Source organism: Bdellovibrio sp. HAGR004 (assembly GCF_055397015.1).
The window spans coordinates 2807466-2825212 of sequence record NZ_AP029176.1; the positions used below are offsets into that span (position 1 = coordinate 2807466).

20 protein-coding genes and 1 tRNA gene are annotated in these 17747 nt (G+C 49.9%); 8 read left to right on the plus strand and 13 right to left on the minus strand.

Features of this window, described 5'->3' with window-relative positions:
* Window positions 1-201: 201 nt before the first annotated feature.
* The 3 genes from ACZ5ZV_RS14035 to ACZ5ZV_RS14045 all read right to left on the minus strand — a co-directional run bounded on the left by ACZ5ZV_RS14035 (window position 202) and on the right by ACZ5ZV_RS14045 (window position 2271).
* The gene (locus tag ACZ5ZV_RS14035; protein WP_464117745.1) at window positions 202-741 is read right to left on the minus strand and encodes a hypothetical protein; all 540 of its coding nucleotides are present in this window, start codon (window positions 739-741) and stop codon (window positions 202-204) included.
* Between the two features lie 191 nt (window positions 742-932).
* On the minus strand, window positions 933-1421 hold the full coding sequence (locus tag ACZ5ZV_RS14040; protein ID WP_464117747.1) for a hypothetical protein: 489 nt from the start codon (window positions 1419-1421) through the stop codon (window positions 933-935).
* 76 nt (window positions 1422-1497) lie between these two features.
* On the minus strand, window positions 1498-2271 hold the full coding sequence (locus ACZ5ZV_RS14045) for an AMP nucleosidase (protein WP_464117749.1): 774 nt from the start codon (window positions 2269-2271) through the stop codon (window positions 1498-1500).
* A gap of 79 nt (window positions 2272-2350) precedes the next feature.
* Here ACZ5ZV_RS14045 and ACZ5ZV_RS14050 point away from each other — a divergent pair, with 79 nt between their 5' ends.
* Complete coding sequence (locus ACZ5ZV_RS14050; protein ID WP_464117751.1) at window positions 2351-3244, plus strand: pirin family protein; 894 nt, start codon at window positions 2351-2353, stop codon at window positions 3242-3244.
* A gap of 16 nt (window positions 3245-3260) precedes the next feature.
* On the plus strand, window positions 3261-3689 hold the full coding sequence (locus ACZ5ZV_RS14055; protein WP_464117753.1) for a hypothetical protein: 429 nt from the start codon (window positions 3261-3263) through the stop codon (window positions 3687-3689).
* Between the two features lie 30 nt (window positions 3690-3719).
* Here the strand turns inward: ACZ5ZV_RS14055 and ACZ5ZV_RS14060 are convergent, their stop codons facing one another.
* Complete coding sequence (locus ACZ5ZV_RS14060; protein WP_464117755.1) at window positions 3720-5426, minus strand: ABC transporter ATP-binding protein; 1707 nt, start codon at window positions 5424-5426, stop codon at window positions 3720-3722.
* A 276-nt stretch (window positions 5427-5702) separates the two neighbouring features.
* Between ACZ5ZV_RS14060 and ACZ5ZV_RS14065 the strand changes: the two genes are divergently transcribed.
* The 4 genes from ACZ5ZV_RS14065 (at window position 5703) to ACZ5ZV_RS14080 (ending at window position 8448) form a co-directional block, all read left to right on the plus strand.
* Window positions 5703-6512, plus strand: a complete 810-nt coding sequence (locus ACZ5ZV_RS14065) for a hypothetical protein (RefSeq protein ID WP_464117757.1) — start codon at window positions 5703-5705, stop codon at window positions 6510-6512.
* 114 nt (window positions 6513-6626) lie between these two features.
* On the plus strand, window positions 6627-6932 hold the full coding sequence (locus tag ACZ5ZV_RS14070) for a KH domain-containing protein (protein ID WP_464117759.1): 306 nt from the start codon (window positions 6627-6629) through the stop codon (window positions 6930-6932).
* Window positions 6933-7081: 149 nt separating this feature from the next.
* A complete protein-coding gene (locus ACZ5ZV_RS14075; RefSeq protein ID WP_464117761.1) occupies window positions 7082-7846 on the plus strand; it encodes a TIGR02147 family protein in 765 nt (254 codons plus the stop codon).
* Window positions 7843-8448 (plus strand): hypothetical protein, encoded by a 606-nt coding sequence (locus ACZ5ZV_RS14080; RefSeq protein ID WP_464117764.1) that lies wholly within the window; start codon window positions 7843-7845, stop codon window positions 8446-8448. The genes ACZ5ZV_RS14075 and ACZ5ZV_RS14080 overlap by 4 nt, the downstream gene beginning before the upstream one ends.
* Here the strand turns inward: ACZ5ZV_RS14080 and ACZ5ZV_RS14085 are convergent, their stop codons facing one another.
* Entirely contained in the window at window positions 8449-9126 is a 678-nt protein-coding gene (locus ACZ5ZV_RS14085; protein WP_464117766.1) for a hypothetical protein, read from the minus strand.
* Window positions 9127-9305: 179 nt separating this feature from the next.
* Between ACZ5ZV_RS14085 and ACZ5ZV_RS14090 the strand changes: the two genes are divergently transcribed.
* Window positions 9306-9695, plus strand: a complete 390-nt coding sequence (locus ACZ5ZV_RS14090) for a hypothetical protein (RefSeq protein ID WP_464117768.1) — start codon at window positions 9306-9308, stop codon at window positions 9693-9695.
* 169 nt (window positions 9696-9864) lie between these two features.
* Here the strand turns inward: ACZ5ZV_RS14090 and ACZ5ZV_RS14095 are convergent, their stop codons facing one another.
* From ACZ5ZV_RS14095 to ACZ5ZV_RS14120, 6 genes are all read right to left on the minus strand, one after another.
* Window positions 9865-10527: a potassium channel family protein gene (locus tag ACZ5ZV_RS14095; RefSeq protein ID WP_464117770.1), complete on the minus strand. Its 663-nt coding sequence runs from the start codon at window positions 10525-10527 to the stop codon at window positions 9865-9867.
* Between the two features lie 15 nt (window positions 10528-10542).
* Window positions 10543-12258 (minus strand): TrkH family potassium uptake protein, encoded by a 1716-nt coding sequence (locus ACZ5ZV_RS14100; RefSeq protein ID WP_464117772.1) that lies wholly within the window; start codon window positions 12256-12258, stop codon window positions 10543-10545.
* Window positions 12259-12460: 202 nt separating this feature from the next.
* Window positions 12461-12536 (minus strand) — tRNA-Arg (locus tag ACZ5ZV_RS14105).
* An 82-nt stretch (window positions 12537-12618) separates the two neighbouring features.
* The gene (locus ACZ5ZV_RS14110) at window positions 12619-13263 is read right to left on the minus strand and encodes a TPM domain-containing protein (protein ID WP_464117774.1); all 645 of its coding nucleotides are present in this window, start codon (window positions 13261-13263) and stop codon (window positions 12619-12621) included.
* Window positions 13264-13280: 17 nt separating this feature from the next.
* Window positions 13281-14033: a TPM domain-containing protein gene (locus tag ACZ5ZV_RS14115; RefSeq protein WP_464117776.1), complete on the minus strand. Its 753-nt coding sequence runs from the start codon at window positions 14031-14033 to the stop codon at window positions 13281-13283.
* Window positions 14034-14040: 7 nt separating this feature from the next.
* Window positions 14041-14601 (minus strand): LemA family protein, encoded by a 561-nt coding sequence (locus ACZ5ZV_RS14120; protein WP_464121423.1) that lies wholly within the window; start codon window positions 14599-14601, stop codon window positions 14041-14043.
* Between the two features lie 220 nt (window positions 14602-14821).
* Here ACZ5ZV_RS14120 and ACZ5ZV_RS14125 point away from each other — a divergent pair, with 220 nt between their 5' ends.
* The gene (locus tag ACZ5ZV_RS14125; protein ID WP_464117778.1) at window positions 14822-16387 is read left to right on the plus strand and encodes a pseudouridine synthase; all 1566 of its coding nucleotides are present in this window, start codon (window positions 14822-14824) and stop codon (window positions 16385-16387) included.
* Here the strand turns inward: ACZ5ZV_RS14125 and ACZ5ZV_RS14130 are convergent.
* On the minus strand, window positions 16384-16821 hold the full coding sequence (locus tag ACZ5ZV_RS14130) for a hypothetical protein (protein ID WP_464117780.1): 438 nt from the start codon (window positions 16819-16821) through the stop codon (window positions 16384-16386). The two genes, ACZ5ZV_RS14125 and ACZ5ZV_RS14130, sit on opposite strands and share 4 nt — an antisense overlap.
* A complete protein-coding gene (locus tag ACZ5ZV_RS14135; RefSeq protein WP_464117782.1) occupies window positions 16818-17696 on the minus strand; it encodes a phosphatase domain-containing protein in 879 nt (292 codons plus the stop codon). The genes ACZ5ZV_RS14130 and ACZ5ZV_RS14135 overlap by 4 nt, the downstream gene beginning before the upstream one ends.
* Window positions 17697-17747 lie beyond the last annotated feature (51 nt).

The following is a 17747-nucleotide window of genomic DNA, read 5'->3' on the forward strand; positions in this document are numbered from 1 at the left end:
ACAAAGCATCAATCCCCGACTTGCGGACAACAAGACTCCTATAATGAAATATTAGCTAGGAAGGGAATTTACGACATGACACTTCTGCAAAAGTGAGCAGGTACCTTTTGGTTTTGTCGGCCTCAGCCTGCCGCTGTAAACAAAAAAACCCGTCTTGTTCAAGAGACGGGTTTTTTAGTGGTTCAAATTTTAAGAAGAATACTAGCGACGGCCGGATTTGATCTTCACTTGAAGCTTGGAGATCAAGTGAACCGCCATTTTTTCCTGAACTTTACACATTTTAAGTTCGTCGCGGCGGTAAGATCTTTGAGAAGGAGTCAAAGTTCCTGTCTCAAGTTCCATCTCATAATCCAACTTGGAAGAACGGATGCCTTCGAGCTCTTTCGTCTGAGTTTTGAAAAGCTTCGTCACGCCAGAAAGAGGAGCTACTTCGATCCACTCTTCTTTTCCACGGTACCAGCTGACCATTCTCAAAAAGCGAGCTTTATTCTTAGCCAATGTGAACTTCGGGAAACCTGTGTCTGGAAGTTCCAGGATGTTTTCCACTTCATCCAGATTCAGGTCATCTTCTTCACCTTCCATCAGAAGGTTGTCAGACAGGCTCGCCAGTAGAGCGGTTTCCTGTTCTTCATCGACATCTACGTCGAAGGCCGATTTTTTCACCTCTTTTTCGTTGTCTAGGTCAGAGTCCAAATCTGTGTCGATTTCGTCGGCGTGCATGTTAGTGCCTGGATTGATCAAAACGAGCCTCCCCAATAGTGCTTTTAAACGTCTAGGTGATTTAAAGTGGCCCAGTTATATCGCAACTTTTGAAATGACACAATATGTTAATTGCATGAAAAAAGGTGAATTTTGCAGAAATACGGACTCGAAATCGAGAGCTTTTTGCATTTTCATATCCAATTTTCATGCTGAAACTTTGGGCATCTTCTTTATCTCACCGCAATCACATCCACGCGAAAGCCTCCGGGCTTTTTCCAAAAATGTGAGTTCGACGCTTTAATCTGAATTCGATAAACAGGCCGTCCATTCAGCCATGTTTCGCGCGCACCACCGGACTTTAATTCTCCGGGCAGTCGCTGCTCCGGCCACTCTCCGGTTCCATCCGCATACTGAATGACAACGTCTTTGATATCGATATTATTTCGCGTTCCCACCAAACGGATACGAACAATACGATTCAAATCAACGCGAGGAAAAAAGTCGAAGGTGCGAGTCCGAAACCGCCCCGTGTCCCCACCACCTAATGAATAAGGAATCTCCTGTCGAGGTGGAGGTTTCGGTGGAGGATTGGGATTCGGACTGGGCTCCCCAGGATAGGGTTCATCCGGCAACGGCAGAGGCAGATCCTGCTGCGCCTGCGCCCCCAGAGTGGCAAAAAGACTTATGACTGTAAACAAAACCAGAATCCGTTTCCCCATCGCGGCCTCCTTAAGCCTTTGAACCTAGTCGAGCGCAACGGGGTTTGGAATGGAAGATGGGTGAAACTGTCTGAAATCAATCCCAGCGCATGTGTTTCACGGATTCGCCGGAATCACGCAGCTCACGCAAAGAATCAATGCCGATAGCCAAATGCTTCTCTACAAAGTTGGCGGTCACTTTCCTGTCACTTTCTTCGGTCTTAACTCCGTCTGGAATCATCGGGTTGTCAGACACTAGCAACAAAGCCCCGCGTGGGATCTCATTCACAAAGCCTGTCACAAAGATCGTGGCAGTTTCCATGTCCACGGCCATAGCACGTGTCTTGGTCAAATAGTCCTTGAAGTTTTCGTCATGTTCCCACACACGACGATTGGTTGTATAAACCGTACCCGTCCAATAATCACAGCTGTGTTTTGCAATCATGGTGGAAACGGCCTTTTGCAGACGGAAGGACGGCAATGCCGGGATTTCTGCCGGTAGGTATTCATTACTGGTTCCTTCGCCACGGATTGCCGCGATCGGAAGAATAAAATCACCCAGTTGGTTCTTTTTCTTGATACCACCGCATTTACCCAGGAACAAAACGGCCTTGGGATTGATTGCAGACAACAAGTCCATGCAAGTCGCGGCCAGGGCGCTGCCCATGCCGAAATTCAGAATAGTGATGTTTTCAGCCGTAGCACTCTGCATTGGTTTGTCCAAACCACGCACAGGGACATTAAACTGTTCAGCGAACATTTTGACGTAGTTGCCGAAGTTCGTAAGCAAAATATACTGGCCAAATTCATTCAGTGGCACGCCTGTGTAGCGAGGCAACCAGTTATCAACGATTTCTTTTTTTGTTTTCATGCTACTCCCATTATTTTTCTTCAATTGGTAAATTGGTTTAAGCTAACATGATAATCCACAGAAGAAAAGGGGTCCGATTATGAGTTCTTCGCAAAATCACATTCTGATGGAGATTCCTCCCCGCCTGGTGTCCGTGGGCGGCCCGCAGGTTCACCGACTGATTCCCTATGCCAAGAAAAGAATGGTAGGCCCTTTCATCTTTTTTGATTATTTCCCGGCCACGGACTTTGCCGCAGGTGACGGACTCAATGTCCGCCCTCATCCCCATATCGGCCTTTCCACCCTGAGCTATCTGCTGGAAGGTCAGGTGCTTCACCATGACAGCCTGGGCAACAAACAAGTTTTACTGCCTGGCGATGTCAACTGGATGACTGCAGGACGCGGCATTTCCCATTCCGAGCGCCTTCCTGAGTCCGTCCAGGGTAAAGCCCACCGTCTGCACCTGCTGCAGTTCTGGGTGGCCTTGCCACTGTCGGAAGAAGATCGCCAGCCCAGCTTCACCCATCATGAAAAGTCCCTTATTCCCAACTTCCAGGTCGATGGTGCCAACGTCACCCTGATTGCGGGCGAGGCCTTCGGCAAAAAATCCCCCGTCGATGTCTATTCCCCGCTGTTCTTCATGGATGTAAAGCTTGGGCAGTCTGACACCTTCACCTTTGATCCGGGCGATCAGGAACTGGCGTTCTATATCATCAAAGGCCGACTGGACATCGACGGCAAAGAGATCCCACCTGATGACTTTGTCGTCCTGGAGCAGGGCTCGTCCTTGAAGGTCACAGCCACCGAGGACACACAATTCATCGTTCTGGGAGGAAAACCCTTCCCGGAACCGCGTTATATCTATTGGAACTATGTTTCATCCTCGCGTGAAAAAATCGAAGAAGCCAAAAAGCAATGGCGAGAGTTGACCTTCCCCCAGGTTCCCGGGGAAGCTGACATTATACCACTTCCTCCCGAGCCTGCCGGCTCTTAAGATGAAGGAGAGCCACTTGCTTAAATACGTTTTTATTTCCATCACCCTTCTGGCTTTGGCAGGCTGTTCCTCAACCCCCAAGGACTCCTCTGCACCAAATGAAGAGACCTTTGTGCCCAACTGGGAAACTCATGCGCGCGACGCTGAAGTGATGTCTGGCAAAGGGCCGGAGCCCACTTCAGATTCTTCGCTCAGCAGCCCCCAGAACCAGGTCAGCGAACAAGCTTTGGAAACCCAGCAATTTGCCACCATTCATTTTGCCAAACTGGGAAAAGAACTAAAGGCGGGTCAGGGAAAATATTTGAATGAGCTCTTCAGGATTCTGAAAATTACAGGGGCCCAACAGGCCTCGGCTCTTCGCCAGATCCGCTCCCTGTATGAGGGCTCTTCCAGTCCCGCTCAATTCAGTCAGGATCTGTGGAGCTGGTACCAGCGACGCCACTAAAAAAGGCCGGTTTCTCAACCGGCCTTTTTCTTATAACACCAGCTCTTTGGGAATGCCCTTGGGTATCGCTCCCAATAACTTCTTGGTGTATTCATGCTGCGGATTTTCATAGATGCTTTGAGCCGTGTTGTGCTCTACAATCCTGCCTCCGAACATCACCGCCACCTCATCGGAAATAAATTTCACCACCGACAGATCGTGCGAAATAAAGATATAAGTCAGATTCATCTCATCCTGCAAATCCAGCAGAAGATTCAGAATCTGCGCCTGAATGGAGACATCCAAAGCCGAAACCGACTCGTCACAGACGATGAAATCCGGGCGCACCATCAAGGCACGCGCAATACTGATGCGCTGTCTTTGTCCGCCGGAAAACTCATGAGGATAACGATTCATCATCGAAGGGTTCATGCCGACTTTTTTCAACATCTCAGCGGCGATTTCACGGCGCTGATTATTGTTGTCCCCAATGTTATGAATCTGCATCGGTTCCATCAGAATGGCCCCAATTGTCATGCGTGGATTCAACGAAGCATATGGATCCTGAAAGATGATCTGCATTTTCTTACGGACAGGCATCAATTGACGAGCATCCATCGCCGAGATGTCCTGGCCATCATAGATAATCTGTCCCCCCGTGGGTTCAATCAGCCGCAGGATTGTGCGACCCAGTGTCGTCTTGCCGCAACCAGATTCACCCACCAGTCCCAGCGTTCGGCCTTTTTTTACCTGGAAACTGACACCGTCCACGGCTCTGGTCCAAGACTGCACACGCCCCAGCAAACCACCAGTGTGTGGGAAATGAGTTTGCAGATCCTTGACCTCCAAAAGAACCTTGTCTTCTCGAGCCACTGCCGGAGCCCTCACTTGCGCCTGAACCGGAGCTTTGATCTCCTCACCCTCGGCCGTCATAAAATCACTTAATGTCGGCAGACGTTCCGGGTTCTTTTCCAGGGACGGACGGCAAGCTAAAAGACCCTTGGTGTAGGGATGTTGGGGCTTTTCGAAGATGTCCTTCGAACGCCCGCGCTCCACGATTTCACCCTTATTCATGACGATCACTTCGTCGGCGATGTCCGCCACCACCCCCAGATCGTGGGTGATAAACAATAAACTCATGCCGGTTCTTTGCTGAATCTCTGCTAAAAGATCCAGGATCTGTTTTTGAATCGTCACATCCAACGCCGTCGTCGGTTCATCACAGATTAAAACATCCGGATTGCAGGCAATGGCCATGGCGATCATGATTCTTTGGCGCTGCCCGCCGCTGAACTTGTGAGGATAGAAATAAAGTCTTTCGTCAGGACGTGGAATGCCCACCTGCTTAAGCAGGTCCAGTGCTTTTTCCAGAGCCTGAGGCTTGCTCAGCCCTTGATGCAACATCAGGGTTTCTGTGATCTGGTCAGCCACGGTCAGGACCGGATTCAAACTGGTCATTGGCTCCTGGAAGATCATGGAAATACGCGCGCCACGGATGCTGCGCATTTTCTTTTCCGAACACTTCAACAGATCCTGACCTTCAAACAGGATCTCGCCTTGTGTGATTTTGCCGGGATTTCCAATCAGCTGCATGATGGCCAGCGAAGTGATACTTTTACCCGAGCCGGATTCCCCTACCAGTCCCACTGTTTTACCTTTGGGAATGGCAAAAGAGATGTCTTTCACGGCTTTAACCAGACCTTCTTCGGTCTTAAATTCGACGGCCAGGTTGCGGACTTCAATGATATTTGTGCTCATAAATTTCGACCTCTGGATAGAGACTTTAGCACCACTCCGGTGGAAAAGGTCCACTGTTCCCCCATCCCTGAACTTTGGTCAATAAAAAGGAATCGTGAGTCTTAATTGGTTTTCAGTACCGTGTTTGACTCAAAATAGAACACCCTGTTGTTCGAACGTCCCTCCAACCTTGGAGGGAACAAAAAAACTCTCTTTTGGTACAGAAAGTCCAAGCATGAGCCGAAGAGAGACTCATCAACCACACCTTTAGAGGACAACTTAACTCGGAGACTGGACATGAAGTTTTCATCTAGAATCGCCGCACTGGTTGCAATCACTGTGCTTTATTCACCGACCGCCCCGGCCACGCGTGGCAATACCGAGGCTGGCATCTGCACGGATTGTTTTGTGAACACACCAGCAGGCCCTCGCATGAAAGACAACATGCAGTTTGTCGCGACAGTTATCACCGACATCAATAAGAACCTAAAATGGGGCCCGAAGTGCAACAACTTCGCCAGTGGAACTGAGTTGGGTCAGTGGGGGCACTATATCCGCGAGGACTATCTAAAGGGTTCTTACCCGAACCTTGAAAAGGGTTCACCGGACATTCACCGCGTCTGCCCGACTTATTCCAAAATGAAACCGACTGACAAAGCCAACTTCTGGGTGTTGGTCTTTAATGCCATGGCCAACTATGAAAGTACCTGCAACAAAAACGCACCCGCCAAGGGTCCCAATGGCAGTCTGTATGGTCTGATGCAGCTTCACGTTGGCAAGGAGGGTGCTTACGCCAAGGACTGTAGCAACGGCGACAGCAAATATCCTTCGGATACGTTCTCTTGCACCTTCAGTATGTTGGATGGCCAGCTTCGTCGCGACGATGCCCTGTTTAGCCGCAAATCCTATTGGGATGTCCTGCGCCCTCAAGCCAAAAGTGGAAAATCCAAGAAGATCGCTAAATCAATTTCAGCTTACACTCCTTGCCACGATGAGAAACGCTTGAACGCCAAGAAGCGCAGCGAGTTTGAAGACAATGAAGAAATCTTCCAAGCTCTTGATGTCATGGATGTGCCAGACACTGGCTTTGGCATCTACGACATCTAAACTTCTGAGCCCTGTTTGAACTTTCGCTTCAAACAGAATACGGTACTGGTTTTCACAAGCTCCTTGAGTTTCATTTTCTTGATCCAGAAAATGAACTTAAGGAGTATTTGACCAATGAATGATTCTGCTATTCCCGTATTTAAGATGCGTCCGTTACCGATCACGACCTCCCCTTTAGCCCGAGAAGAGATCCGCAGCCTGCTTCAGACCATCGCACAGAATCTATGTAACAACCAAAACAACATTCAGGTCAGCTACGTCGAGGGTGACAAAACCACTGTCTATCGCATCGAAGTCCCCGAGGATCTGCGTGGTCGTCTGATTGGCGCTAACGGAAAAACCATCAACGCTCTTCGTGTGCTTCTGGCTGCCGTCGCAGGCACTCATGGCTTTCGCGCGGTGATTGATCTGGTTCTCTAAGACATAGCGCATGTCGTCACGACCGCTCCCAGAGCGGCTCTGGTGTTCGATTTTAAAGTACGAACAAATATCCGAACATGTGTGCTGACATCTTTGCAATCCCTCACATTTACCGTGTACTTGTGAATCACGAGTTGATAAGAGGTCAGATGCCCATGAAGACTTTGAATAAATTTTTTCACAAAAAGTTTGAAGAACGTCGAGCTGCCAACCCACGTTTTTCCCTACGCGCCCTCGCCCAACGGGTGGACATATCCCCCGGACATCTCTCTGAAATCTTCAATAACAAGCGTCCCGTATCTTCTGCGAACTTTGAGAAGCTGATCACAGGATTGCGCTTAAGTCAGGAAGATCACGATGCGGCCCTGCAGCTGTTTGAGGCTGAGAAGAACCGTAAGAAAGCCACCTATTCGATTGAGCGCGTTCTGACAAAGACCGAGTTTTCGGAAGTGTCTGGCGTGGATTTCTTTTTGGTGCTTGCGGCAATGGATCTGCATGCAGACCTGTGTGACATTGAAAGTATTTCAAACGAAACCGGCGTCAGCATAGAAAAAACAGTTCTGATCATGGACAAGCTGGAACAACTGGGATTGATTGAGCGCCACAGCGATGAAACTTTCTCCAAAGCCGTGCGCAGCCTGTCCTCTGAAAGCGACATCCCGAACTTCGATGTGCAAAAATTCCATATGGAAGCCATGCGAAGAAGTTCTGACATCTTCCATAAGGTTCCTACCGACCAGCGTGATATGGTTTATGTGACCATGGCGGTAAATCCAAAGAACCTGCCTGCTGCCAAGAAAGAACTTGAGAAGTGCTGGAAGAAGGTTTACAGCAAACTTTCCCAAGGTGAGTGCACCGAAGTTTATACTCTGGGAATGCAGCTGCTTCCCGCAACCTCCAAGGAGATGGCATGAGATATCTGATCGTTTTTGCTTTCCTTTTGGCAGCACCCACTGCCTTTGCACAATACGTGGTTCGTAACGGCGGTTACGTCGTCAGCTGCCGCAACCAGGTCCCTTTGGCCTTGGAAGTCGCTGAGGCTCAGGCGCAGGGTCTGACCATGGACTACTCTCCCGCTCGCTCTTTCCAGGCAAAAGTCAGTGATCTGATTGGTCGCATGCGCCCTGTGAATCAGGAAAAAGCTGCGAAGTACACCCGCTGGCTGCAACAGTGGCCAAAACAAGTTCGCTGGCATGCTCGCATTGAGATGACAGGCCCGAACGATCAGGGGGCCATCCAATTAAAGCCCGGCTGTCGTATGCGTATTGCGATTGTTCAGACCAACGAAAGTCGTTTTGGTTTCCAGGAGTATGCGATTGATTCTCTGCTGTGGCAGTCTTTAGACGAAGATCAAAAAGCGGCTTTGGTCATGCACGAGTTCATCTATCGTGACATTCTGGAAGAAAACCCAGACTCCAATTCAAGCTGGGTTCGTCATATCAACACGCGAATTCACTCGCTGGACTTCCAGTTCCGTGATCGCCGAGCTTTCACAGATTTGATCAATTCCTTTTAATTATCGGCAGCTGGCGGAAACCAGCTTCTGAAATTCCGCGTCTGTCTTAAAGCGGAAGATCACATCCCCGTCACTCATATAACGGAAAAGATCCTTGTTACGCAAGGAACAGGATCTTTGCCCATCACGCAGGACAGAGCTTCCAGCACTGTTCTGCGACGGATCCTGATTCAGCGCAAACCCCACATCCAGAATCTGCCCTCTGTAGCCGGTGATGGTAACGCCTCCGCCATTTTTCTTTGAGACCTTATCCACCGTCACCTTGCTCGCACCTGAAATCGACTTCAACACTGCTTTGTTCATATCAAAGACAAAGCGATCGCCGGTGACGTGCTCAATGATCAGCTCTTGGGTTTCCTCGTTCCATTGATAGTTCATTTTAGTTTGCTTGCGCGGGAACATGTAGAAATCACGCGCCCCGAACTGCCCGTCCGTGCCGTAAGCGTTAAACACCATGAACATACCGTCGGCAGTTAAAACATAATCACGGTAAACCATATCCTTGTAAGCATCGGTCGGTGACACTGACAGCATGCAGATTTCAGCCTGATCCAACCAGGCTCGTTGAAGCAAGGTGCCCCCTTTGGTTTCTGCCATGGGCTGACAACTTTCTGGGGCCGGGGCGGCTTGGGCCATCGCTTTAAGGAACAGTGCTGTCGCGAAAAGTACCACTTTCATCAAGACCTCCTGCAATCGGTGACTTTCAGATTACAAGTGTCACCCAAGCGGTCAACGAGCCAAGACCTTAAGATGTTTCTGAGAAATACGTCGAACAGATAAAAAGCGCAGTTCCGGCCTAAGGTTTGACTGGCCCTCCTGCCAAAGGCCCAATTGATTTACCACCAAGGAGGTCTTCCGTGAAATGCTTGAAAACTCTCGTGTTCTTAACTTTACTTGCTCCACTGGGCGCGGCCGCCCAGGTCGAATCGCGCATGGATTTTGGGATGCTTCCCGTGTCTGCAACACGCACCCGTGACATGCTTTTGACTAATTACAACTCCACCGTACTTCGTGGCATTTCACATACAATTTCCGGTGACAGCTTCTCGGTTCAAAGCGATTGCCCTGAACAACTTCGCTCTGGGTTGTCCTGCCGCTATCGTATCACCTTCTCATGCTATCGCGAAGGATACCAGTCCGGGACTCTGGCTATCTTCACGTCCGATAAAGACTATGAAGTGCATCTGTCCGGAGTCTGCAATCGCATCAACACTCCGGAACCTCGCCCACCGGCTCCTCGCCCTTAAGAGGGCCTCTTTGAAAGGCGTGCGCCACGATCTTAGAGTCCAATGGCCACGCCAGCCACTATCTGCAGGGTAAATCGACCTTCCGACTGATCATAAAAGATGGAACAGCAAAACAGCCTGCCCCCTTTCAACGGGAAGATGACGGGCTGGGAATGAGGTCCGAAAGAACTCACTCCTTCTCTAATAACCGCTGCAAATCCTGATCACTCCCTAAAAGCAGGACCGAAATCCCCTGCTCTAATACAGTCTGCGGGGCCGGGAATATGATGTCCTTGGGACGGCTGGGGTCCCTCAGAGCCATGACCTGAACTCTATGTTTTTGTGGAAGCTGCAGCTCCAGCAAAGACTTTCCTTCGGCCCATTTTGCCGGACTCCACTCAGCGATCTTAATGCCGTATCCCAGCTCCATGGTGTGCAGGATTGAGGGTCTGCTGAATCGATGTGCCAGAATTCTGCCCATGTCCTCTTCCACATAGAACACTTTATGCGCACCGATACTTTCAAAAATCTTAGCCTGACGGGAAGTGGAAGCCCGGACTGCTATATTACGAACTTTCAGATCCAGGAGATTGGTCAAGGTCATGACACTCGACTCGAAGGAATCACCTATGCTGATGATCGCCTGATCCACGCTGGCCGCGCCAATCTCTTTCAAGACCTCCATATCCGTTGCATCACCCACCAGCGCCAAACTGGAAAAATCCTTCACCCGATCGATATTTTCGGGATTGTTGTCCAAAGCGATGACTTCGGTCTCATCTTCATGCAGGTGCCGAACCAAAGAATCACCTAGTCTGCCAATACCGATCACAAGAATTCGCAATTGTTTCATTTCATTTTCCTTTTTTTATCCGACGAAGAAATCATCCTCGGGATAGCGCACCCGCGAAGGCGATACATGTCCCAGTCCTGCCAGAACAATGGAGAGGATTCCAATTCTTCCGAACAACATTAAAAACATGATGATGATTTTGCCAAAAGACGACAGACCCGCAGTGATACCCATGGATAAGCCAACAGTGGAAAGTGCCGAGATCACCTCAAAGCCCAGTGCGAAGGGTGAAGCCTCTTCAGAAATCACAAGAAGCGTCAGCGCCAAACCCGAGGTCGCAAGATAAAGAACAACAATGGTCAGTGCCCGAGCCACAGTTTCGCTAGGAATGGCACGTTTGCTAAAAACCGTCTGATGACTGCCACGTAAAGTGTGCCAGACCGACATCAACAAAACACCGATGGTGGTGGTCTTCATCCCTCCGCCCGTCGATGAAGGATTGGCACCAACAGCCATCAAAAGAATTAGCCCAAATAGAGCGGAAAAATGGAAGGTCTCTACCGGCACCATGCCAAAGCCTGCCGTACGACTTGAAATGGAATAAAAAACAGACTGCCCAAGGCGCTCCCAGTGCCCCAGATCCGCCGAGGGACGCAGGGACTCCAGCAGAAAGAAAAACAAAGTCCCGACAACAAGCAGCACTACCATGACCGTCAACGTCAGTCGCATGTGAGGTGTGACGACACCGCGGGAACGCTTCTCCTGAAATGCGCTTCCCAGATCAAGAAGAAGCGGAAAGCCGAAGCCTCCAAGCACAATAAGACAACAGAGGACCGAGATGCTGAAAAATCCGAAGGCAGATCCACTCAGGCTTGCGGCATCAAGAGCAAAGCCCGCATTACAAAATGCAGAGATCGCATGAAACACAGCATAGAACCAGCGCCCGCTCATATCCGGAGGAAGAGAAAAGTAAATCAATAGGGCACCGAATGCCTCTAATGCCACGGTCAATCCCACGACTCTGGCCAGAAACTGCGGCACATCACCAACACGGCAGGAACTGTACATCTCACGTCCCAGCAAAACTGAGTTCAGCGAGAGACGTTCAAAAGTGGCAATTGAAAATCCGGCCGTGATCAAAACGATACCCAGTCCTCCCAACTGAATCAAAATTAAGAGAATGACCTGCCCGGGAAAAGACAGTACCGCCCCGACATCAATGGGCGACAAACCCGTCACAGACAAAGCAGATATGACGACGAAAACAGCATCTATGACCTTCAAGTTCTGCCCCTCATTCAAAGAAAAGGGCATCAGCATAAAGACAGTGCCCAGAACGATGGCAGCCCCGTAGTGAAGCAACACCTGGCGCCCCGATGTCATATGAACCCTAGCCAGCAGCTTCCCCAACCACCTCGCATCGAGAGCTGACGATATTCCCAGAGCTCCGATGCAGGCATCCAGATAAGTCATTTCCTGGGCCGACGGCAAATGCCCCAGAATATCGGGCCACGCCCCTACCCAACGAAAAAACCAGAGACCAATGAATGGCAGAGCCAGCAAACGCAAAAGATCGGAGGCCAGCGCTAGGCTTAACTGAATTTTGATTCTTTTATGACGACGGTAACGAAGAAATTGCCAGGCTTGCCAGGCTTCTGAAACCTTGTTTGTTCTAATCAGATACAACAAGGAGCCCAGAACACCCAAATCCAGAATGACCGATGCACCCTCATGCGACGACATCCAAGGAAAAAATATGCGCAATACGATCAGAATTAATAGCCAGATCATTTCAGAGAAAGCCTAGTCCTTCCCTCGGGTAATGTCCAGAATTCCCACCAACGCCCAAATGAGGTTTGTCCGACGAACTGCCATAGTTCTTGAACCCATAAAATAAAAAGGATCGAGCCGTCGGCAGTTATGTTCTTCTCCGCGTCCCGCCGGAGCAAGCAACCAAGATCGAAGCAGAATTAAAAGGAAAAAGAAAAAAGGATGGTGCAGTCGGCAGGACTCGAACCTGCAACCCCTTGGTTCGAAGCCAAGTGCTCTATCCATTGAACTACGACTGCACAGAGGTTCTCAGACTACCAATGAAGACCTTTAAAACGCAAGAAATGAGCTGGTGCGCCGTGGCGCACCCTTGTGAAAACTTTAACCCTTCACGATAAGATGATTTTTAAGCTGGTTCTGCCCAGGGGCGCTTGCCGGAAAGTGAGTTTTTAAATCCTGTCCGCAAGCCTCAATCGCTGCGATAAAACCTTGAGCCCATTGTCCCTGATGCAGCTTTTCACCCAAGACTGCCAAAATTTCGTCCCAATGTTCTTTGGGAAGTTTTTTGGAAATACCTTCATCGGCTAAAATGACAGCCTTTTTCTCCATCACAGAAACAAAGATCAAAACACCTGTCGCGTTCTCTGTACGATGAATGCGGTTAAGGTAAAACTCCAGATGCGCACGCTGATGAACCGAATCCACCTCGTCACGTTCAGGCACGAAGACCTTCTGAATCCATTTGCTCTTGGCTAAAACGTGGGAAATCCCGTAGATCACCACCAGCAGCACCGGCCACAGCCACACCCAAGGCGTCACCCACAACCAGTCACTGAACGGAAACTCGACAATCACCAAAAGCAAGGTCAGAACAAGGGTCAGCGACAAAGGCACGTGTCCCACCGCTGAAGATCGACGAACAATTACGGGAACAATTTCTCCGGACGTAGACTCTTCCACACGGGAAATCGCCGCTTCAATTTGAGCAAGATCATTTTCAGAAAGATATTTATTAATCCAAGCCATAATCCCTCAAATTCCCGTTACCAGCTACCAGACGATCCACCGCCCGAGAAGCCGCCACCGCCTCCGGACCAGCCGCCGCCACCACCGCCGGAAGACCATCCTCCGCCGCCGCCACCAAGACCGCCGCCCCAGCCGCCACCACCACGGTAGTAACGTCCGCGACCGCCACCAAAGCGTCCCAGGATTGAAATGATAATGAACAGAAGAACGATAACCCCGATCGGAATTTCCCCGCCGCCGTTGTCGTCTTTGGCCGGGGCATTTTCCTGAAGCCCGTGTTGTTCCGCGAATTCTTTATCGGCCAGACGCAGAATTTCATGGGTGCCTAGGACCACACCGGCAGAAAATTGACGGGATCTGAAAAGAGGCACCACTTGATCTCGAATGATCCGACTGGCAATAACATCGGGAATAGCGCCTTCAAGGCCCTGCCCCACTTCAATGCGCAGTTTTCGATCGTTCGCAGAGATTAAGAACAAAACACCATTGTCTTTTTTGGCATCGCCCAGCTTCCACTTGTCGGTGACTGCGATGGACGCCATTTCAATGGGAGTGCCGTCCAAAGACTGAACAATCAAAACCTGCACCTGCGCCACACCGCGCTTGTTGAAATCATACAGAAGCTGCATCAGCTCCTGGCGATCATCGCGGGTCAGATATCCAGCCTCGTCCATGACCGGACCGGTCAAAGTCGGAACTTTGAATTCAGCCTGAGCGGTAAGACTCAGACTGAAGAAGACAGCAAAAAGGGAAAGAGTCAAAAAACGCATGAGCGAATTAGAACTTCACGTCCGGAGCTTTTTCCGCTGCCGCTTTTTCTTCCGGAGCCATATCCCACTGAGGCATTTTTTCAAAGTGGTACATGATCGCGTTCGTCCAGCTTGTAGGCGGAACGCTGACAAGATTATTAAAGCCATTGATGGATTCAATGTATCTTTGACGGGCAATCGTAATGCGATTTTCTGTGCCTTCCAACTGGGCCTGAAGATCACGGAAGTTTTGGTCCGCTTTCAACTGTGGATACTGTTCAGACACCACCATCAAACGCCCCAAAGCCTGGGACAAACCGGATTGAGCTTGTTGGAACTTCGCCAACTGCTCTGGAGTCACCTTGGACGGATCAATCTGCATCGCGGTTGCTTTCGCGCGGGCCTCGGTCACAGCCGTCAAAGTCGCCTCTTCGTGTTTGGCATAACCTTTAACCACATTTACCAAATTCGGGATCAAGTCAGCTCGACGTTTGTATTGGTTGTTCACTTCGGCCAAAGCCGCTTCAGTCGCATTCTTAGCCTGTGGCAAGGATTGAATTCCACAGCCCACCATAAAAGGCATCAGCATCAACACAAAAACTAAAATACGGTTTTTCACAAAAAGCCTCCGTTAGATTCGTTAGAACTTATAGCTGGACACCGACGCTAGTTCCGCAGTGAGCCACAGCCAGCCAGCGGAGCCACCCGCAAAAAACACGAGCGAGGACTGTCCAAAGCGGCGGGGTCCAGCTATAAGTTCTAACGAATCTCCCGGTGACCCACAATGAAAACCGGATTATAGTAGTTGGATGACACGGATTATTAAGCTTCACCACACCGAGATAGCCGGCTGCATTTTCGTTGACAAGATTGCCGGCCTTAACACCCATACGCCCGAATACGGGCAGCGGGGCTGTGTGGAAATTTACGAAGACGAGCTGGATCGCAAGCTCTACACCGTGCACCGCCTGGACAAGGCTACATCCGGTGCCCTGGTCTTCGCGACCTCTTCCGAAATCGCGGCAGAGCTGACTCAGCTTTTTGAGCAGCACAAGGTTGAAAAAAAGTATCTCTTCCTGACAGATAAAAAAATCACGCGCACCGAGTTCACTTACGAATCTTATATCAATAAAGAAAAGAATATCTTTGTCAGCCGCGAAACGACAGAGCCCAACTCTAAGACCAGCTTCAAGTGGGTGAAGTCCTTGGGAGGCTATGAATTGTGGGAGGCCGTTCCCCACACCGGCAAACCCCATCAGATCCGCCTGCATGCCGAAGCCAATGGCATCGCCATCCTGGGAGACAGCGAACACGGTGGTTCCAGTCACTTCAGACTGTGTCTGCATTCCCTGCTTTTGGCTTTTGAGCTTAAAGATCAGAAGATCCGTTTCGAAACAGAACTTCCCATTTGGGCACAGGACAATGCCCCTACCGATCCTGAAGAACGGATTCTGGCCGAGGCCTTTCAGCGTCGCGAAAGAATGTTCAACTTCACTCAACTTCAGGATGAGTGCCTGCGCTTAAGCCATCGTGAACTGGACACCTATCGAATTGATCAGTACGGGGACTATCTATGGGTTTATTGGTATAAAGAATCCGATCCAACCGTTCAGGATCTTTTGCGCTTTGAAAAGGTCTCAAAGCAATATCACAAAAAGATTTTGATTCGAAAAATGCTCAATCGTGGTGAGGACCCCAATGCCCAGCTTTTGTGGAGCATCGGAAACACCGCACCCCGCTGGCAAGCCAAAGAAAATGGCGTGATTTATGATCTTCGCAGTGACACTGGCCTGTCACCAGGCTTGTTCCTGGATCAACGTGAAAATCGCCTGTGGGTGAAAGAACATGCCAAGGACCGCAGTGTTTTGAATTTATTCTCTTATACCAGTGGATTCAGTGCCGTGGCCGCCCTGGGTGGCGCCCGCGAAGTCTGTACGGTGGATGTGTCAGCGAACTTTATTGAGTGGAGCAAAAACAATTTCAAACTCAATGGCCTTGATCCTGAGGCTGAAAATCACGAGTTCTGGGTTCAGGATTGTCTTTTGTTCCTTAAGGGCACCATTCGCCGCAAGCGCAAATTTGGTTTGATCATCTGTGATCCCCCCTCCTTTGGGCGCTCCAAAAGCGGCGTCTTTTCTATTAGCAAGACGTTTGATGAACTGATGATCAACTGCCTTTACTGCCTGCAAAAAGACGGTTTGCTGCTGTTCTGTACCAACTATGAAAAATGGAACACTGGAGATCTGCATTTGCGCCTGAACAAACTGAAGCGCGAATTTTCCTTCAAGATTCTGCCGGCACCAGCTCAAGGGTTGGACTTTGAGCTCCCGGATCAGGAGCCCTTGATGAAGTCCATTATCCTGCGTAAAAACTAAGGATAAAACTCGTAACGAACCTGAACTCGCTCTTCCCCTTGCAAACCCATCTTGGATCCGCTGGCATAAGGGGGAACCGCACGAGTGGTTTTCTTTTTCTTTGCCGGGAAGAACTTATCAGCCACATAGCAGTCAAAGCGCTTGTCCTTGCATAGAGCTGTGAACTCTTTCTTGTCACCCTTATGGACATACAACTCAACCGCTTTTGTCATGCGCTCCAAAGCCGCCAGATCCTGCGGGTCCACAACGATTCCCGAATGGCGCGCCAGCTCCGCCGGGGAGGCCTCGGACTTTGCTCCGGATTTATCTGTCTTTTTCGCCGCAGAAGTTTTTTTCGTTGCCGGCGCATCATCAAAATCCAAATCCTGAGTCCTCTTATGCGCGCAAGAGGCCATCATCAGCATCAACGAAAACAGCACCAGGATCTTTTTCATTTCAACACCCACTCACCCCAAAGAGCGCCCTCTCCGTTTGGATGGGCTTTAGCATAATTGTAGAACTCCTGAACAAAGGCCGCACGTTCTTTTTGATAAACATGCTTCCAGTCCCCAGGTTCAGCCACCGCCAGAACATCATAGTCATTACTCAGTTCGGTATTTCGTTTGATGATTTCATCAAACGAGGTGTCTTTGGCATTTTTAAGCATATCAAATAGGATCATAAAGGTGGTCGTTCGCCCCTTCCCTGCGCGGCAATGAAAGTGCACCCAGGCATCAGGTGGCAACGCACGTACTTTTTCAATAAAGCGATCCACTTCCGAATCCACCGGGCGCACATGATCCGTCACCGTCAGACGCACATACTGATGCCCCGAGGTGCGCACCATGCTTTCTTCCGTCTCCAGACTTTTGATAACGGTGCCGCCGATCTTGTCCCCCACATGCAGATCCCCCAACAAACGACGTTCACGACGAACGGCTTCATCGTGATTCAAGTCGGCATTGGCCCAGTCGCGTTCCGCGTACCATGTGACAGGAATATCGTTGATCAGACCGTGGGACTCCTGGCGAAGATCAAAAACGTATAATGCCGCCTTATTCTTTTTAACCGGCTTCGCAACCGTCTTCATCGCCTTGGGCGAAAACGTCGCACTGCCAGACATTCGAAGCGCATCACTTTTTCGGTAGTTCACAGGCTGAGCGCCCTCGCGATTGTGATCAAACACCAGCTGCACCGGAGTGGTGGGCTGAGGACGAGTCATAAAAAATGGAACTTTTGTATTCGCAGAAGGTTGGGAATCTGTTGTGACCGCTTTTTCTGCACAAGCACCCAACATCAAAAAAATGGGAAGCAACGCTGCTTTCTTCATAAGGACCCCCTTCACCCAAAATTCTAGGGGAAGGGGCAGCTCATGTCCACC

What these genes read in the sequence shown, in the direction of transcription:
- ACZ5ZV_RS14130 (WP_464117780.1), bottom strand. Translation starts at nt 16,821, where the DNA reads ATGAAAAAGATCCTGGTGCTGTTTTCGTTGATGCTGATGATGGCCTCT.
- ACZ5ZV_RS14120 (WP_464121423.1), bottom strand. Translation starts at nt 14,601, where the DNA reads ATGCTGATGCCTTTTATGGTGGGCTGTGGAATTCAATCCTTGCCACAG.
- ACZ5ZV_RS14040 (WP_464117747.1), bottom strand. Translation starts at nt 1,421, where the DNA reads ATGGGGAAACGGATTCTGGTTTTGTTTACAGTCATAAGTCTTTTTGCC.
- ACZ5ZV_RS14050 (WP_464117751.1), top strand. Translation starts at nt 2,351, where the DNA reads ATGAGTTCTTCGCAAAATCACATTCTGATGGAGATTCCTCCCCGCCTG.
- ACZ5ZV_RS14045 (WP_464117749.1), bottom strand. Translation starts at nt 2,271, where the DNA reads ATGAAAACAAAAAAAGAAATCGTTGATAACTGGTTGCCTCGCTACACA.
- ACZ5ZV_RS14095 (WP_464117770.1), bottom strand. Translation starts at nt 10,527, where the DNA reads ATGAAACAATTGCGAATTCTTGTGATCGGTATTGGCAGACTAGGTGAT.
- ACZ5ZV_RS14070 (WP_464117759.1), top strand. Translation starts at nt 6,627, where the DNA reads ATGAATGATTCTGCTATTCCCGTATTTAAGATGCGTCCGTTACCGATC.
- ACZ5ZV_RS14135 (WP_464117782.1), bottom strand. Translation starts at nt 17,696, where the DNA reads ATGAAGAAAGCAGCGTTGCTTCCCATTTTTTTGATGTTGGGTGCTTGT.
- ACZ5ZV_RS14085 (WP_464117766.1), bottom strand. Translation starts at nt 9,126, where the DNA reads ATGAAAGTGGTACTTTTCGCGACAGCACTGTTCCTTAAAGCGATGGCC.
- ACZ5ZV_RS14115 (WP_464117776.1), bottom strand. Translation starts at nt 14,033, where the DNA reads ATGCGTTTTTTGACTCTTTCCCTTTTTGCTGTCTTCTTCAGTCTGAGT.
- ACZ5ZV_RS14065 (WP_464117757.1), top strand. Translation starts at nt 5,703, where the DNA reads ATGAAGTTTTCATCTAGAATCGCCGCACTGGTTGCAATCACTGTGCTT.
- ACZ5ZV_RS14080 (WP_464117764.1), top strand. Translation starts at nt 7,843, where the DNA reads ATGAGATATCTGATCGTTTTTGCTTTCCTTTTGGCAGCACCCACTGCC.
- ACZ5ZV_RS14075 (WP_464117761.1), top strand. Translation starts at nt 7,082, where the DNA reads ATGCCCATGAAGACTTTGAATAAATTTTTTCACAAAAAGTTTGAAGAA.
- ACZ5ZV_RS14060 (WP_464117755.1), bottom strand. Translation starts at nt 5,426, where the DNA reads ATGAGCACAAATATCATTGAAGTCCGCAACCTGGCCGTCGAATTTAAG.
- ACZ5ZV_RS14100 (WP_464117772.1), bottom strand. Translation starts at nt 12,258, where the DNA reads ATGATCTGGCTATTAATTCTGATCGTATTGCGCATATTTTTTCCTTGG.
- ACZ5ZV_RS14110 (WP_464117774.1), bottom strand. Translation starts at nt 13,263, where the DNA reads ATGGCTTGGATTAATAAATATCTTTCTGAAAATGATCTTGCTCAAATT.
- ACZ5ZV_RS14125 (WP_464117778.1), top strand. Translation starts at nt 14,822, where the DNA reads ATGACACGGATTATTAAGCTTCACCACACCGAGATAGCCGGCTGCATT.